The following is a 13593-nucleotide window of genomic DNA, read 5'->3' as shown; positions in this document are numbered from 1 at the left end:
GCCACACCCTATGAGCTGGCGGATGCGTTGGAAAAAGCAAGAATTACCGGAGATACCGTCTATTCCGCGGAGGTTTTAAGCTGCAAGCTGGACTATCTGCCGCAATTTATCGCCCCCGATATCAATCTGTATGAGCTGAATCACCTCGCCCAGCGGCTGTCTTCCCTAAGTGCATGGGAACTGGACTGCTTCGAGGGCATGGTGATGATGGATGCCGTTCAGACTCAATACGCTCCCATATCAGTGGAGCGGCTCATCAATATGACACACAGCACCGAGCATTGCCAGATTGCCTATGAAGCTCATGACGATCCGTCTCTCGGCAAATTTTATGCGGATAATGATTTTGTACCGGCACTGGAAAGGGTATCGGATGAAGTCTACGAATATCTGGACTTCGCCAAAATCGGCAGAGAGATGCGCGAGGGTGAGGGCGGCGTGTTCACGCCCCATGGCTATGTAGTGCAGAACGGCGAGATTGCCTCCGAATACCACAGCGTCGATACCAGAACCCTTGACAAGCCGGATTATGCCGTGCTTCTCCAAGTAACCAAGGGGCATTTTAATGATCCCGCCTATGACAACGAAACGGTTGTCTTCCTCAAGCTCCCTGCCGGGGATGCGGCGCTTTTGCAGGCGGTTGATGCTGTCGGAGCCGCCTCCCCGGAGGAATGTGCATTTTCGGCGGAGGACTGCATGGCGCCAAGCCTCACTGAAAAAATCAGCGACGTTCTGTATGCATCTGAGGGCGACTGCTATGGGCTGGTGAATGAGCTGGCAGAGCAGCTCCGGCAGCTTGAAACGGACAACCATCTGCTGACCTACAAGGCAATGCTGGCGGAAGCTCCCGGTGATATATCTTTGGAAGAAGCCCTTGACCTTGCGTTTATGACAGAGGAATTTGAGCTTTTGACTGATACTGCCTCTCCCGCTGAGTACGCAAAAGTGGAAATCCAGCGAATGCTTTCTTTGGCAGGTGATAACGGACTGAGCCTGTTCTGTAATCTGGATAACTACGGGCGGTATCTTTTGGAGCAGCGTGCCACTGCCGAAACCGAATACGGGCTGCTGGAGCCGCAGAACGGCATGACGGTGGACCAATGCCTCAACCGCCCCGGACAGAGTCTTGGCATGGAAATGAAATAGCAAATCTTTGTTGGGTTTTGGTATAGCTATTCTCATGAAGCTGTGGCATTGTGTTGTGCTGAAGGGAGGCGAAGAAGATGGACGAGAAGCTCATGGACTTGCTGGATATGGCTCTGGCGGAGCGGTTTCAGCTTGTATATTCCGCCCTGCGTGAATCAGACCCTCAGGCGGAGAAACTGGCACAGGAACTAATTTCGCTCAGTGACAGCATCCAGAACAGCTTTGAAATCAGTCAAGGTATAAAAGACAGAATTGAGTATTATCTGAGTCAAAATTCGGATTTAGAGGTAACGTTTCAAAAGCATCTGTACATTCAGGGCGCCAAGGACTGCGTGGCAGTGTTAAGAGAGCTTGGCGTAATCAAGTAGCGCAGGCAGAGACGCCTGCGCTTTTTTAGACCCCACATTAAAACAGGGCCGTTTCCCCAACAGGAGGCGGCCCTGTTTTTTTGCGCCCTTTTTTGCCTTTCTGGGGAAACGGCCGGAAAGGAGGACCCATGCAGAAAGAACAGCTTGCAGAGCATCTGCGCCGGTATCACCGCGGTGCGGAAAACGCGGTCATCAGCCGTGAGCTGGAATGTACCTTCCACGTTTCCGGCAAGGAGCTGCGGGATCAGGTCAATGCCCTGCGCCGGGAGGGTGTTCCCATTGCCAGCGACCAGAACGGGTACTTTTACGCGAAAACCGAAGCCGAGGTACGCCTGACCATCCGGCATATGAGAAACCGCATCAGCGGAATCAGTGCTGCCATCACCGGCCTTCGGCGTTCCCTTGCAGCCTTTGACGATACGCAGATACGTCTGCCGCTGGAAGGAGGTGATGACTCCTGAACAGCTTCATGTCCTGGATCGGCGGCAAGAAATCCTTGCGTGAGCTGATTGTCACCCTGTTTCCCCTCTATTATGAGCGGTACATTGAGGTGTTCGGCGGAGGCGGCTGGGTGCTTTTCCACAAGCTGCCCGGCAACGATTTTGAGGTCTACAATGACTTCAACGGTCTGCTGGTGAACCTCTACCGCTGTGTGCGGGAGAAGCCGCAGGAGCTAATGGCGGCGCTTGCCTACTGCCTCAACTCCCGCGCGGATTTCGAGCTTGTGAAAAACGCCCTCGCCCGCGATTCTCCCGCATCGGATGTGCAAAAAGCGGCGTGGGTTTACCAGCTTATCCGCTACAGCTATGCGTCGGGGCTAACCAGCTACGGTAGCCAGCCCCATGATATCCGCAGCAATTTCCCTCTCATCGAGCAAGCCCACCGGCGGCTTGCCAAGGTGGTCATCGAAAACAAGGACTTTGAGAAGCTCATCGGGCAGTATGACCGCCCTGTCAGCTTTTTCTACTGCGACCCGCCGTATTTTGAAACCGAAAGCTATTACAAAAACGTGGGCGAGGACGGCTTCACGGAAAAAGACCATATCCGCCTGCGGGATGCCCTGCTGCAGATCGGCGGCAAATTTCTGCTGTCCTACAACGACTGTGAATTTATCCGCAGCCTCTATGACGCACCGGGCATCCAGACGGAAGCCTTTACCCGCATTAACAACATCAAGCAGCGTTATGACAATGGGGCGCAGTTTCCTGAAATCCTCATTGCCAACTACGATCTGCATGAGCGTGAGAAAAACGCCCCATCACAGCTGAATCTGTTTGGGGAAGGAGGCTTCATGGAGTAGAAAAAGCGCCCTTGGCACAGCCTTGCGTGAAAAACAAAATTAATACTTGATTGGAGGAACCCTTTTTTATGAAAAAGAATCAAATGCCCCAAATCGGCCTACCGGCCGATGCCTGTGAACGGTCCGGCTTCACCGACAAGGATACGCTGGAGCTTCATGCCGGACAGAACGCCCTTGTATTTATGAAGGACAAAATGACGGCGCTGGAGGTGGCGAACGCCATCCAGAGTCTCAGCGCCCTTGCCGCCGATCTGACCGTCGTTCTCGCCTCCGCCTGCGGACTGTGCGACAACTGCGGCGAGGGCTGCGCAGATGACTGCCCTGCCGGATGCGTTTCCGCTTGCTCTCTCTGCCATGATCTGCTGGATGAAAGCCAGACTGTCCGCATCCCCGGCTATCTGCTGGAGGAAGCGGGTATCCCCGCCGACGCCAAGCTGGAAGCCTATACGGACGAGGACAGCGGCGAAATCACGGTGGTGGAGGCCGATATCCAGCAGGATATTACCGATGTGCCGCCCGGTATTCTCGCCGTGCTGGCCCAAAGCGGCGTGTGCCTTGCGGAGCTGGATGAGCTGATTATGCTGGACAGCATCATCTACGGCAACTAACCTGTCTTGGATTCCCAACACACAATCCGGGAGGTGAGCATATGCCGGGAATCACCCTGAAGAACGGCCTCATTTCCTACTACGGAAACCCGGCCGGATATACAGAAAAAGAAAAAGCGGTGGTGGACAGCATCTTTCAAAATGACGAGCTGACCGCATGGCTCAAAAGCCGCAGCCTGACCCCGCAGTGGACGGACGGCGTGATGGAACGGCTTGCCGCGGGGGAACGAATGGGCGGCATGAATGAGTCCGCCGCACCGCTGAAAAATGTGCGCGTCTGGCAGCTGAAGCCGGAAACGGATGTGTATAGGAAGTTTATCTCTTATGAGGAAACGGTGCGGCAGTTTGGAGAGCCGTCCCGGGAGCATTACCGGGTCGCCTATGACGGGCAGCTTGACACCAACGATCTCGAAGCCATCTACACAAGGTGCAACGTGAATCACCCGCCTGGCTATGACGGACACTCCCTGTCCATGTCCGATGTGGTGGAGCTGTATGACGCAGAGGGCAGCGAATTCCACTACTGTGACCGCTTCGGATTTCAACAAATCAGCTTCGGGGAACCGGAGCAAACCCAAACCATGGGCATGAGCATGTAGACAGCCAGAAGCTGTTTTTTTCATGCCCTCATTTTATGAAGGAGGCCAAAATGAAAAGTCTATTTTGCAAGCTGAAGAACAAGCTCGGTGCGGCTGCTGTGAAAAGCCGCTCCATTCTCGCAGGGAATGCCGGGGACGGCTACATTGACACCGCGATCAAAATCCTGATTGCAGTGGTTTTGGGCGCTTTGCTCCTCGCGGGGCTGTATGCCCTGTTCGGGGAAACGGTGCTCCCCACCCTGACCGAGCGCATCAAGGAGATGTTCAACTACGCCGGTTAACTGTGCCGGAAATCTTGTGAAGGAGGAAAAAACCATGCCTAAGAACACGACACCGGCCGCACCCAAGTACGATGTGAAAATCCACTCCATCCGTCCGCAGGGCAGCTGCAAGGCCACCGCCTCGGTCAATGTCTACGGCGATTTTGCCGTGCGGGGCATCAAAATTATGGAGGGCTCTAAAGGGCTGTTTATCTCCATGCCAAGCTATAAGGCCGGAAACGGCGAGTACAAGGATATCTGCTTTCCCTGCACCAAGGAGGCCAAGGCAGAGTTTGACAAGGCGGTCCTCGGCGCTTATCAGCAGACGCTGACCCAGGGGCAGACCGCCGCGCAGAAACAGGAATCCTCCGCCCAGCAGGAGCAAGGTCAGCCCGTCATGGGCGGAATGTAGGAGGCGCTTATGAATAAGAAAATGAAACGGCCGCTGTGCCTTGCCCTCACTGTCTGCCTTGTGCTTTCCCTGCTTGCGGGCAGCGCCTATGCGGTAAACCGGTATTTTGAGGATGCCAAGGGGCATTGGGCGGAGGAAGCCATTCAGATCCTGACGGAAAAAGGCGTCATCAGCGGCTACCCCGACGGGCTGGCGCACCCGGATGAAATCATCACCAGAGGGGAATTCGCCGCCTTGGTTGCCAGAACCATGGAGCTGCCGGAGCCGGAGGAAAGCGAGGTCACCCTTCGCTTCACCGACATTGCCGGACATTGGTCGGAGCAGGATGTTGAGGCGCTCATTATTGCGGGAATCATCCAAAAGGACGATTTCGGCACGAAGTTTTTACCGGATCAGCCCATCACCCGCATGGAGATGATCCGCATGCTGGTGCGTGCCATCGGCAAGGGCGAGCATGACGCCTCCTGCTCCTGCGTCACCGGCTTTTCCGACGACGATACGCTTTCCGAATCGGACAAATCCAGCATCTGCACCGGCAAGGAATACGGTATCGTAGACGGCTACCCGGACGGCACGGTCAAGCCGGACGGAAAGGCCACCCGCGCCGAAGCCTTTGAAATGCTGGTGGATACGGAAAAGGCCAAAGAAAAAATCAAGAAGGAAGAACCGCCCAAGCCGACTGTTCCCACCAAGCCGGAGGATAAGCCCTCCGATGGGAATTCCGGCGGGGGCAGTTCTGGCGGCAGCAGTTCCGGTGGCGGTTCTTCCTATGTTCCCGCCCCGCAGTTTTCATTTACACTGCCCAAAACCGCGTATACTGCCGATGAAATTGAAATCAAGCCGGAAAGCCGGTATGTAAGCGATTTGACATGGTCAGCCCTGAAAAACGATCTGCCTGCCGAGCTTTCAGAGCTGACAGACGGTACCCTTGACCACAACGGCGGTAAAGTGAAATTTATGCAGACCGGCAGCATCACCCTGATTGCCACGGCCAAAAACAGCCGGGGCGTCACGGTGACCCATGAGCAGACCATCAGCATCTACCCGGTTGTGACGGCGGCGTTCGCTCTGCCCGAAACCACCCATACCGACAAATCCGTGGCGGTGAAGCTGATGACCGAAAACCTCGGTACCAATGCGGTGGTATGGTCGCTCGAAAAGGATGGCACTGCCGTCGATATCGAAACGGCTCTCACCGGAACGCTGGATTCCACCGGCGGCACGGTGCTGTTCAAGGAAAAGGGCGTATACAAGCTGACCGCCTCGATTACGGATGAGCTGGGCAAGGTTATCACCGCACAGGATAGCATCACGGTCTACCCGGTAGCGGAGGTCAAGCTGACACTCCCAACCGTTTCTCATACGGATAAAACCGTGGCGCTCAAGACAGAAACAAAAGAAACGGACGGCCTCACAGTGGCCTACACCCTGACCCGGAACGGCGAGCCTGCCGAAACCGACACATGGATCGAAGGAAATCCTGCTGACGGTAGCATCCGATTCAAGGAAAAAGGTGTGTATGCGCTGACCGCCTCTGTCACCGACGATACCGGCAGAGTGTTTTCCGATACCGCCCATATTACCGTCTACCCGGTAGGTTCGGCGGGCTTCTATCTGCCGGAAATCTTCCACACCGACAGCACCGTGATGGTGGAGGCAGTGTTCGGGGAAATCGGCAGCCATACCGCAAATTGGACGCTGCTCCGTGACGGAAAAGAAGTATCCCTCACCGATGCGGTGGAGGGTACGCTGGGCAACAGCGGCGGTGAGCTGAAGTTTCATGCCAAGGGCAGCTATGTTCTGAAAGCGGAATTCACCGACGACGGTGGCAGAACCTACCGCTACGAGCAGGGCTTCAAGGTGTATCCTGTGCCTGCCGTCAGCTACAGCCTGCCGGAGTATGTTCACACCGATACGGATATTGCGGTCAAAACCGAAACCACTGATTTGGACGGCCTCACCGTCGAATGGCTGGTGGACAACACCTACGGATTTCAGGACTGGCCGACCTATGTGGACGGAACGCTCACAAACGGCGGCGGCACGATCCGCTTCAAACGGGCCGGTGTCTATGAGCTGGCAGCCAGAGTCACCGATGAAACCGGCCGTGTATTTCTGTACGAAAGCCATGACAAATGCGAGGTTCTGCCTGTGCTGACCATCGGCTTTGAGCTTCCCGAATTTGCCTATACCGATACCGCCATCGACCTCAGAACCCACGGCAACAATCAGGTTCTGCCGGTGGAGTGGTCCGTCAGCAAGGACGGCAAGAGCATTCCGCTCTCCGAGGCGTTTGACGGCAGCCTCACCCCCCAGGGCGGCAAGATTACCTTTAAGGGCGACGGCGAGTATGTTCTCACCGCTGCCATGACCGATTACCTGAAACGCAGATATTCCCACAGCGAAAACATTCGCATCCACCCTGTGGTGCAATATGCATTTACCATGCCGCAGGCTGTTCACTACGGCACGGAGTTTGAAGTTGCCGCAAAGGATGTCCGGCACCTCGGCAGCTATTCCGTTGTATGGACACTACAAAAGGACGGCAATCCCTCACAGTATCAGGGCACCCTCGGCAATGACGGCGGCAAAATCGCTATCCATGACACCGGCACATTTACCCTGACCGCCTCTATCACCGACAGCGAAGCGCGTGTCACCACCCATTCGGAACGCATCACGGTCACCAACACCGCGCCGAATGTCCCTGTGGTAGAAGCCGTACCCACCCGTACCGCCAAGGCCGGCAAGTTTCTTGTGAACATCACCGCCAGTGCCACAGACCCCGATGGGGATGCGGTGACCTTGGAGTATGCGGATACTGCGGCCGACAGCTATTATGCGCCGGGTACTCACACCATAAAAGTTCGTGCCAAAGACATTGCCGGGGCGTATTCTGCGTGGACGGAAAAGACCTTCACCGTGACCAATGCCGCGCCAACCGTTATCCTGACCGCCGAGCCGACCCGCACGGCGAAAGATGGCAAATTCCTCGTCAATATCAGTGCAAAGGCAGCGGATACGGACGGTGACGCCACCACGCTGGAATGGGACAACAAGGCGGCGGATGGCTACTATGCGCCCGGTACCCATACCGTAAAAGTTCGTGCCAAGGATATCGCCGGGGCGTATTCCCCATGGACGGAAAAGACCTTCACCGTGACCAATGCCGCGCCCACCGTAACCCTGACTGTCGAGCCGACCCGCACGGTGAAAGATGGCAAATTCCTCGTCAATATCAGTGCAAAGGCAGCGGATGCGGACGGCGATACCACCATGCTGGAATGGGATAACAAGGCGGCAGACAACTACTATGCGCCCGGCACCCATACCGTAAAAGTCCGTGCCAAGGACATTGCCGGAGCATATTCCCCTTGGACGGAAAAGACCTTCACCATCACCAGCTCCGCGCCTACGGTTACCTTGACTGCCACTCCGACCCGTACAGCCCAAAGCGGCAAATTCCTTGTGAATATCAGCGCAACAGCCTCTGACTCGGATGGCGATCCCACTACACTGGAATGGGACAACAAGGCGGCGGACGGCTACTATGCCGTTGGCACGCACACCGTCCGTGTTCGCGCCAAAGATGCTACCGGGCTGTATTCCGATTGGGTATCCAAGACCTTTACCGTGGCAAACTCCGCCCCGACAGCGCCGATGATTACCCGAACGCCGAACGGCAACAGTGTGGCACCGGGAACGCCGGTCACCATCACGGCAGCCAGCTCCGACCCGGACGGCGACCCAGTCACCCTGATTTGGGAGGGCAGAAACGCCGAAACCCAGACCTACCCCCGCGGAAAGAACGTGGTGCGTGTCAAGGCGGTGGATTCCGCAGGCGCCGAGTCCCCGTGGGCCGCTATCGTTTTCTTTGTGGCGGATTCCAACGGCGGCGGTGGCATGACGCTCACAGGCCCGGATTCCGTGATCATGGAAAACGGCATCGAAGGCGCCACCATCACCGAATACACCTTTACGGTGCCGCCCGTCAGCGGGCACAGCGGCTCCGACTTCGGCAGGGTGCGCGGCTACAACAAGCTGACCGGCCAGTGGGATCAGCTGGACTACGGCACCACCTCCAACGGCATCACCTTCACCCGTACCCTCGGCGCAGGCGTATACACGCAGCTGGAGTTTTATTATTATACCAACCACTCGTGCATGTACAACAAATCCAACATCACCTACTCGGTGACGTACCACTTTGAATAAGGGGGAACATCCATGAAGCATCTCATTTGCAAGCTGAAAAGCAAGGCGGTCATGACCGCCGCCAGAACCCGCCGCGTCCTTTCCGGCAGCCGCGGGGACGGATACATTGACACCGCCATCAAAATCCTGATTGCCGTGGTCTTGGGCGCTCTGCTCCTTGCGGGGCTGTATGCTCTGTTCGGGGAAACGGTGCTGCCCACCCTTGTGCAGCGCATTAAGGAAATGTTCAACTATGCAGGCTGATAGCACCCTTCAGGCGGTGCTTTTTTTCTGTCTGCTGCTGGCGGCTTCTGTGTGGGATCTCCGCAAGCGGATTATCCCGGACAGCATCTGCCTCCTGATTGCACTGACGGGGCTGATTGATTTCAGCCCCGTCAATCTTTTAGGCGTCCTTGCGGCACTGCCCCTGCTGCTTGCCGCCCTGTACAAGCCGGAGGGCATCGGTGGCGGGGATATCAAGCTCACAGCCGCCGCAGGCATGGTGCTGGGCTTTGTGGGATGCACGGCCGGGCTGCTGCTCGGCCTGACGGCATCCCTCTTTTTTTATCTCATAAACCAGCTCATCAGACGGCTTCGCAAGCTGGAGCCGCAGAAAGCGTCACAGGCATCTCTGCCTATGGCGCCGTTTTTGTCCCTCGGCTTTCTTGCCGTAACCATTTCAAAAATTTTAGGAGGAATTGTCTCATGAAAAAAATCCATATCAGCAGAAAAAAGGCCCTCGTCGCTGCCGGTATCGCCGCCGTTACGCTGGCCGCCGCCCTGATCCCCAAGGCTGTGAAAGCAGTGAAACACCGCAGATACAGCTCCAGTTTCTAAAATCACCATGAAATCAAGGAGGAAAAATCTATGAGCCTTTTCAAAAACCGCACGGTGGTCGGAGTGATCTGCATTCTTTTGTCCCTGCTTATCTGCTTCGGCGTGACGCCGCTGTTTAACCAGTCGGTCAGCCAGAAAACCGAAATCGTCCGCGTCGTGAAGGAAATCAAGGCAGGCGAGGAAATCACCAAGGAGATGGTGCAGACCGCGGAAGTGGGCGGCTTCGGACTGCCCGAAAATGTTCTTCGCCAGAGCGAATCCGTTGTGGGCAAGTACGCCACCGCCGATCTTTCCGTTGGTGACTATATCTTAAACACCAAGCTATCCGACACCCCGGCGGCAGAAAATACCTACCTGTACAACCTGGACGGCACCAAGCAGGCCATGTCGGTCACCATCAAGAGCTTTGCCAACGGACTGTCCGGCAAGCTGGAAAGCGGCGATATTGTGTCGGTGATCGCCCCGGATTACAAAAAGCAGGGCTCCACCGTGATCCCCGCCGAGCTGAAATATGTGGAGGTCATCGCCGTCACCGCAGGCAGCGGCTATGACGCCAACCAGCGTGACGCTGGACCCGATTCGCCTTCGGCGGAGAATGAAAAAGAACTTCCTGCAACCGTGACCCTGCTGGTATCCCCCGAACAGAGCAAGGTGCTGGCAGAGCTGGAATCGGACGGCAAGCTCCACCTGTCCCTTGTTTACCGCGGCACACCCGCAAACAGCGCCAAGTTTATCGAGGCGCAGGACAAGGTCGTTGCGGCACTGTATCCCGCGGAGCCGGTGCAGGACAGCGCTCCTGAATCTCAGGAACCGGAGGAAAGCACTGCATCCGAAGCGCCTGCGGAAAGCGAGGTGCAGTGATGCTGAACTTTAAGAAAAAGGGCATCTTCACCCGCCAAGTGCCAAAGGAGGATGCCTCGCCGGAGCAGGAGCCGCAGGAAGGAATCCTTGCCGTTTGGGGCTCCCCCGGCAGCGGAAAGACCGTCACTGCCGTGAAGCTTGCAAAGCACCTTGCCGACCGGAAGAAAAACGTGGTGCTTCTTCTCTGCGATATGACCGCCCCCATGCTGCCCTGCATCTGCCCGCCCTCGGAGCTTCAGGGCGAGCATTCGCTGGGCAGTATTCTTGCCGCCGCCCATGTGACGGAGCCGCTCATCAAGCACAATCTGGTGACGCTGAAAAAGCACAAATACCTCACCGTCCTCGGCATGAAAAAGGGTGAGAACGAGTACACCTACCCGCCCTATGAGCAGACTCAGGCACAAGAACTTCTGGATAATCTGCGAAAAATCGCCCCTTTCGTGGTGGCGGACTGCGGCAGCTATATCGCCAACGACATCCTTTCCGCCGTGGCGCTCATGGAGGCCGACAGCGTCCTGCGCCTTGCAAACGCCGATCTGAAATCCGTAAGCTATCTTTCCAGTCAGCTCCCATTGCTCCGGGATTCCAAATGGGATGCGGAGAAGCAGTACAAGGTTGCCGGGAACGTGAAGCCCCGGCAGGCCGGGGAGCAGATCGGACAGGCGCTGGGCTCCGTAGCCTTTACCCTGACCCACTCGCCGGAGCTGGAGGAACAGTACCTTGCCGGGAATCTGCTGGCAGATTTGTCCTTAAAGGACAGCCGCCAATTCCGCAAGGAAATAGAAAAAATTACAAGGGAGGTATTTGGTATATGAAAAGCTATCGTTCCAAATCCCCCTCGGAGAGCATGGGGGGCACACGGGGGGAACTGGTTCCCACCCGTGAGGCGCACTGTGAGCAAAGCGAACCATGCAGCTTTCGCAAAAGCTGCGCGCGCCAAAAGGAGGTGTTCGGCATATGAAGTTGGGCAAAAAACGAAGCGCACCGGCATTTCAGAATAAGGCGGCACGCACAGAAAAAAACGGCAGTCATCCGTTATCCACAGAACCAGAGCTGATCACCGAAGTCGGAAATACCTCCGAACCCACGGCTGAGAGGTTTGCAAACTTGCAGTTCGGTTCCGATGTGGATGTTTTGAATCCGCCGGATGAGCAGGAAGCCGCGCCGTTGCGTGACAACCGCACGCTGCGTGCGCATGGTCTGTTCTTTACCCCGGAAACGGAGGGAAAGGATTTCTCCTCGGTGCTTGCCGAGGTGCAGGAGTACATCTCCGAACATTACAGCACCCTCATCACCGCAGGCGGCGAGGATGCCAAGGCGCAGCTCAAACGCTACATCACCAAGTACGTCCAGGACCGCCGTGTCTCGGTAAACGGCATGAGCGGCGGCAAGCTGGCGGACGCCCTCTACACCGAAATGGCGGAGTTTGGATTTCTGACCAAATACATCTTCGGGAGCGGCATTGAGGAAATTGACATCAATTCGTGGAAAGACATTGAGGTGCAGTATTCCGACGGCCGCACCGTCAAGCTGGAGGAACGCTTTGAAAGCCCCCAGCACGCTGTCAATGTGATTCGAAGGATGCTCCACATCAGCGGCATGGTTTTGGATAACGTCAGCCCCATCGTGTTGGGGCATCTCAGTAAAAATATCCGTATTGCCGTCTTGAAAAGCCCCATTGTGGACGAGGATGTGGGTGTGGCGGCCTCCATCCGTATCGTAAACCCGCAGAGCATGAAAAAAGAGGACTTTGTCCGAAGCGGCACGGCGACAGACCCTATGCTGGACTTTTTATCCCTTTGTGTCCGTTACGGCATCTCGGTCTGCGTGGCGGGCGCCACCAGCTCCGGTAAAACCACCGTGGCAGGCTGGGTGCTGACCACCGTACCGGACAACAAGAGAATCTATACCATTGAAAACGGCTCCCGTGAGCTGGCTCTCGTCAGAGAAAAGGACGGAAAGGTGGTCAATTCGGTCATCCACACCCTGACTCGTGACAGCGACAATGACCGCCAGCGCATCGACCAGACCAACCTTTTAGACTATGCCCTCCGTTTCAACCCGGACATCATCGTGGTGGGCGAGATGCGCGGCGCGGAGGCAAACGCGGCGCAGGAGGCCGCCCGAACCGGCGTGGCGGTGCTGACCACCATCCACTCCAATTCCTGCGAAGCCACCTATCGCCGCATGGTGTCCCTGTGCAAGCGCGCCGTGGATATGTCCGATGCGACCCTCATGGACTATGTCACCGAAGCCTATCCCATTGTGGTGTTCTGCAAGCAGCTGGAAAACAAGCAGCGCCGCATGATGGAGATTCAGGAATGCGAAATCCTGCCCGACGGCACAAGGCGTTTCCGCCCGCTGTTCCAGTATGTCATCACCGAAAACCGCATGGAGGACGGCAAATTCATCATTGAGGGGCACCACGAGCAAGTCAATACCATCTCGGACAGCCTTGCCAAGCGGCTTCTGGAAAACGGTATGCCGCAGGCGGTCATTGAGAGCCTGAGGAGAAAGGAGGCACAAATCGCATGATGACGGTACTGTTAATCGCCTGCATTGGAATGATTGCAGGCTCTTTTATTTTGCTTGGGCTGACACCCATGGCGTTTACAACCGCCATCTTCGGCAGGCTGACTGATCAGCCCAAAGCCCTCCGGGATGAGGTCAATGAAACCATCCGCAGGAAAAAGAAATCCTATCTGCGCCGGGAGCTTGCCGAGGTGCAGTCTATCCTCAAGGTCACCGGCAGATCGGCACGCTTTCCCATGCTCTGTGCCTTGTCCCTGCTGTTCTTTGCCGTGGGCGCGTCCGTGGCCGTGATGCTCTCGAACTTTTTTCTGGTTCCTGTCATGGCGGCGGGCTGTATGCTCCTGCCGTTCTGGTGGGTGAAGCTCACGGCCAGCCACTTCAAAAAGGACATTGCGGCGGAGCTGGAAACGGCGCTCAGTATCATCACCACGGCCTACCTCCGAAACGAGGACATTCTGACGGCGGTGGAGGAAAAT

At 56.3% G+C, this 13593-nt stretch carries 16 protein-coding genes and 1 pseudogene; all 17 read left to right on the top strand.

The features are described 5' to 3' along the window. Positions 1-1146: antirestriction protein ArdA (locus TY09_RS18685; protein WP_042436456.1), on the top strand; the 1146-nt coding region annotated here is incomplete at its 5' end. Positions 1147-1223: 77 nt separating this feature from the next. Continuing rightward, on the top strand, positions 1224-1514 hold the full coding sequence (locus TY09_RS16110) for a hypothetical protein (protein WP_018214030.1): 291 nt from the start codon (positions 1224-1226) through the stop codon (positions 1512-1514). Between the two features lie 128 nt (positions 1515-1642). Then, complete coding sequence (locus tag TY09_RS16105; protein ID WP_026184158.1) at positions 1643-1975, top strand: hypothetical protein; 333 nt, start codon at positions 1643-1645, stop codon at positions 1973-1975. A gap of 8 nt (positions 1976-1983) precedes the next feature. Further along, positions 1984-2814 carry a DNA adenine methylase gene (locus TY09_RS16100; protein ID WP_018214028.1) on the top strand — a complete coding sequence of 277 codons (831 nt, stop codon included), beginning with the start codon at positions 1984-1986 and terminating at the stop codon, positions 2812-2814. A 68-nt stretch (positions 2815-2882) separates the two neighbouring features. Beyond that, positions 2883-3422 carry a hypothetical protein gene (locus TY09_RS16095; protein WP_018214027.1) on the top strand — a complete coding sequence of 180 codons (540 nt, stop codon included), beginning with the start codon at positions 2883-2885 and terminating at the stop codon, positions 3420-3422. Between the two features lie 41 nt (positions 3423-3463). Further along, positions 3464-4021 carry a YodL domain-containing protein gene (locus TY09_RS16090; RefSeq protein ID WP_018214026.1) on the top strand — a complete coding sequence of 186 codons (558 nt, stop codon included), beginning with the start codon at positions 3464-3466 and terminating at the stop codon, positions 4019-4021. A gap of 50 nt (positions 4022-4071) precedes the next feature. Beyond that, positions 4072-4302, top strand: coding sequence for a DUF6133 family protein (locus tag TY09_RS16085; RefSeq protein ID WP_018214025.1), 231 nt, complete (start codon positions 4072-4074; stop codon positions 4300-4302). A gap of 34 nt (positions 4303-4336) precedes the next feature. Next, complete coding sequence (locus TY09_RS16080) at positions 4337-4693, top strand: SpoVG family protein (RefSeq protein WP_042436451.1); 357 nt, start codon at positions 4337-4339, stop codon at positions 4691-4693. A gap of 9 nt (positions 4694-4702) precedes the next feature. Continuing rightward, on the top strand, positions 4703-8908 hold the full coding sequence (locus TY09_RS16075) for an S-layer homology domain-containing protein (protein WP_018214023.1): 4206 nt from the start codon (positions 4703-4705) through the stop codon (positions 8906-8908). A gap of 51 nt (positions 8909-8959) precedes the next feature. Then, entirely contained in the window at positions 8960-9151 is a 192-nt protein-coding gene (locus TY09_RS16070; protein WP_427846429.1) for a DUF6133 family protein, read from the top strand. Next, positions 9141-9596: a prepilin peptidase gene (locus TY09_RS16065; protein ID WP_018214021.1), complete on the top strand. Its 456-nt coding sequence runs from the start codon at positions 9141-9143 to the stop codon at positions 9594-9596. The genes TY09_RS16070 and TY09_RS16065 overlap by 11 nt, the downstream gene beginning before the upstream one ends. Then, on the top strand, positions 9593-9724 hold the full coding sequence (locus TY09_RS18960) for a hypothetical protein (protein ID WP_018214020.1): 132 nt from the start codon (positions 9593-9595) through the stop codon (positions 9722-9724). Before TY09_RS16065 ends, TY09_RS18960 begins: the two co-directional genes overlap by 4 nt. A 30-nt stretch (positions 9725-9754) precedes the next feature. After that, a complete protein-coding gene (cpaB, locus tag TY09_RS16060) occupies positions 9755-10585 on the top strand; it encodes a Flp pilus assembly protein CpaB (RefSeq protein ID WP_018214019.1) in 831 nt (276 codons plus the stop codon). Beyond that, complete coding sequence (locus TY09_RS16055) at positions 10585-11400, top strand: ATPase AAA (protein WP_018214018.1); 816 nt, start codon at positions 10585-10587, stop codon at positions 11398-11400. Before cpaB ends, TY09_RS16055 begins: the two co-directional genes overlap by 1 nt. Then, complete coding sequence (locus TY09_RS18460) at positions 11397-11546, top strand: hypothetical protein (protein ID WP_018214017.1); 150 nt, start codon at positions 11397-11399, stop codon at positions 11544-11546. The genes TY09_RS16055 and TY09_RS18460 overlap by 4 nt, the downstream gene beginning before the upstream one ends. Further along, positions 11543-13120: a type II/IV secretion system ATPase subunit gene (locus TY09_RS16050; RefSeq protein WP_042436449.1), complete on the top strand. Its 1578-nt coding sequence runs from the start codon at positions 11543-11545 to the stop codon at positions 13118-13120. Before TY09_RS18460 ends, TY09_RS16050 begins: the two co-directional genes overlap by 4 nt. After that, positions 13117-13593 (top strand): annotated as a pseudogene (locus tag TY09_RS16045) (hypothetical protein); the annotation flags it as partial. The gene TY09_RS16050 and the pseudogene TY09_RS16045, both read left to right, overlap by 4 nt.

Origin of the sequence: Faecalispora jeddahensis, assembly GCF_000577335.1 — a bacterium.
GTDB classification, from domain to species: domain Bacteria; phylum Bacillota; class Clostridia; order Oscillospirales; family Acutalibacteraceae; genus Faecalispora; species Faecalispora jeddahensis.
This window is presented reverse-complemented; position numbering and strand designations above follow the sequence as displayed.

What these genes read in the sequence shown, in the direction of transcription:
- TY09_RS16110 (WP_018214030.1), top strand. Translation starts at nt 1,224, where the DNA reads ATGGACGAGAAGCTCATGGACTTGCTGGATATGGCTCTGGCGGAGCGG.
- TY09_RS16105 (WP_026184158.1), top strand. Translation starts at nt 1,643, where the DNA reads ATGCAGAAAGAACAGCTTGCAGAGCATCTGCGCCGGTATCACCGCGGT.
- TY09_RS16100 (WP_018214028.1), top strand. Translation starts at nt 1,984, where the DNA reads ATGTCCTGGATCGGCGGCAAGAAATCCTTGCGTGAGCTGATTGTCACC.
- TY09_RS16095 (WP_018214027.1), top strand. Translation starts at nt 2,883, where the DNA reads ATGAAAAAGAATCAAATGCCCCAAATCGGCCTACCGGCCGATGCCTGT.
- TY09_RS16090 (WP_018214026.1), top strand. Translation starts at nt 3,464, where the DNA reads ATGCCGGGAATCACCCTGAAGAACGGCCTCATTTCCTACTACGGAAAC.
- TY09_RS16085 (WP_018214025.1), top strand. Translation starts at nt 4,072, where the DNA reads ATGAAAAGTCTATTTTGCAAGCTGAAGAACAAGCTCGGTGCGGCTGCT.
- TY09_RS16080 (WP_042436451.1), top strand. Translation starts at nt 4,337, where the DNA reads ATGCCTAAGAACACGACACCGGCCGCACCCAAGTACGATGTGAAAATC.
- TY09_RS16075 (WP_018214023.1), top strand. Translation starts at nt 4,703, where the DNA reads ATGAATAAGAAAATGAAACGGCCGCTGTGCCTTGCCCTCACTGTCTGC.
- TY09_RS16070 (WP_427846429.1), top strand. Translation starts at nt 8,960, where the DNA reads ATGACCGCCGCCAGAACCCGCCGCGTCCTTTCCGGCAGCCGCGGGGAC.
- TY09_RS16065 (WP_018214021.1), top strand. Translation starts at nt 9,141, where the DNA reads ATGCAGGCTGATAGCACCCTTCAGGCGGTGCTTTTTTTCTGTCTGCTG.
- TY09_RS18960 (WP_018214020.1), top strand. Translation starts at nt 9,593, where the DNA reads ATGAAAAAAATCCATATCAGCAGAAAAAAGGCCCTCGTCGCTGCCGGT.
- cpaB (WP_018214019.1), top strand. Translation starts at nt 9,755, where the DNA reads ATGAGCCTTTTCAAAAACCGCACGGTGGTCGGAGTGATCTGCATTCTT.
- TY09_RS16055 (WP_018214018.1), top strand. Translation starts at nt 10,585, where the DNA reads ATGCTGAACTTTAAGAAAAAGGGCATCTTCACCCGCCAAGTGCCAAAG.
- TY09_RS18460 (WP_018214017.1), top strand. Translation starts at nt 11,397, where the DNA reads ATGAAAAGCTATCGTTCCAAATCCCCCTCGGAGAGCATGGGGGGCACA.
- TY09_RS16050 (WP_042436449.1), top strand. Translation starts at nt 11,543, where the DNA reads ATGAAGTTGGGCAAAAAACGAAGCGCACCGGCATTTCAGAATAAGGCG.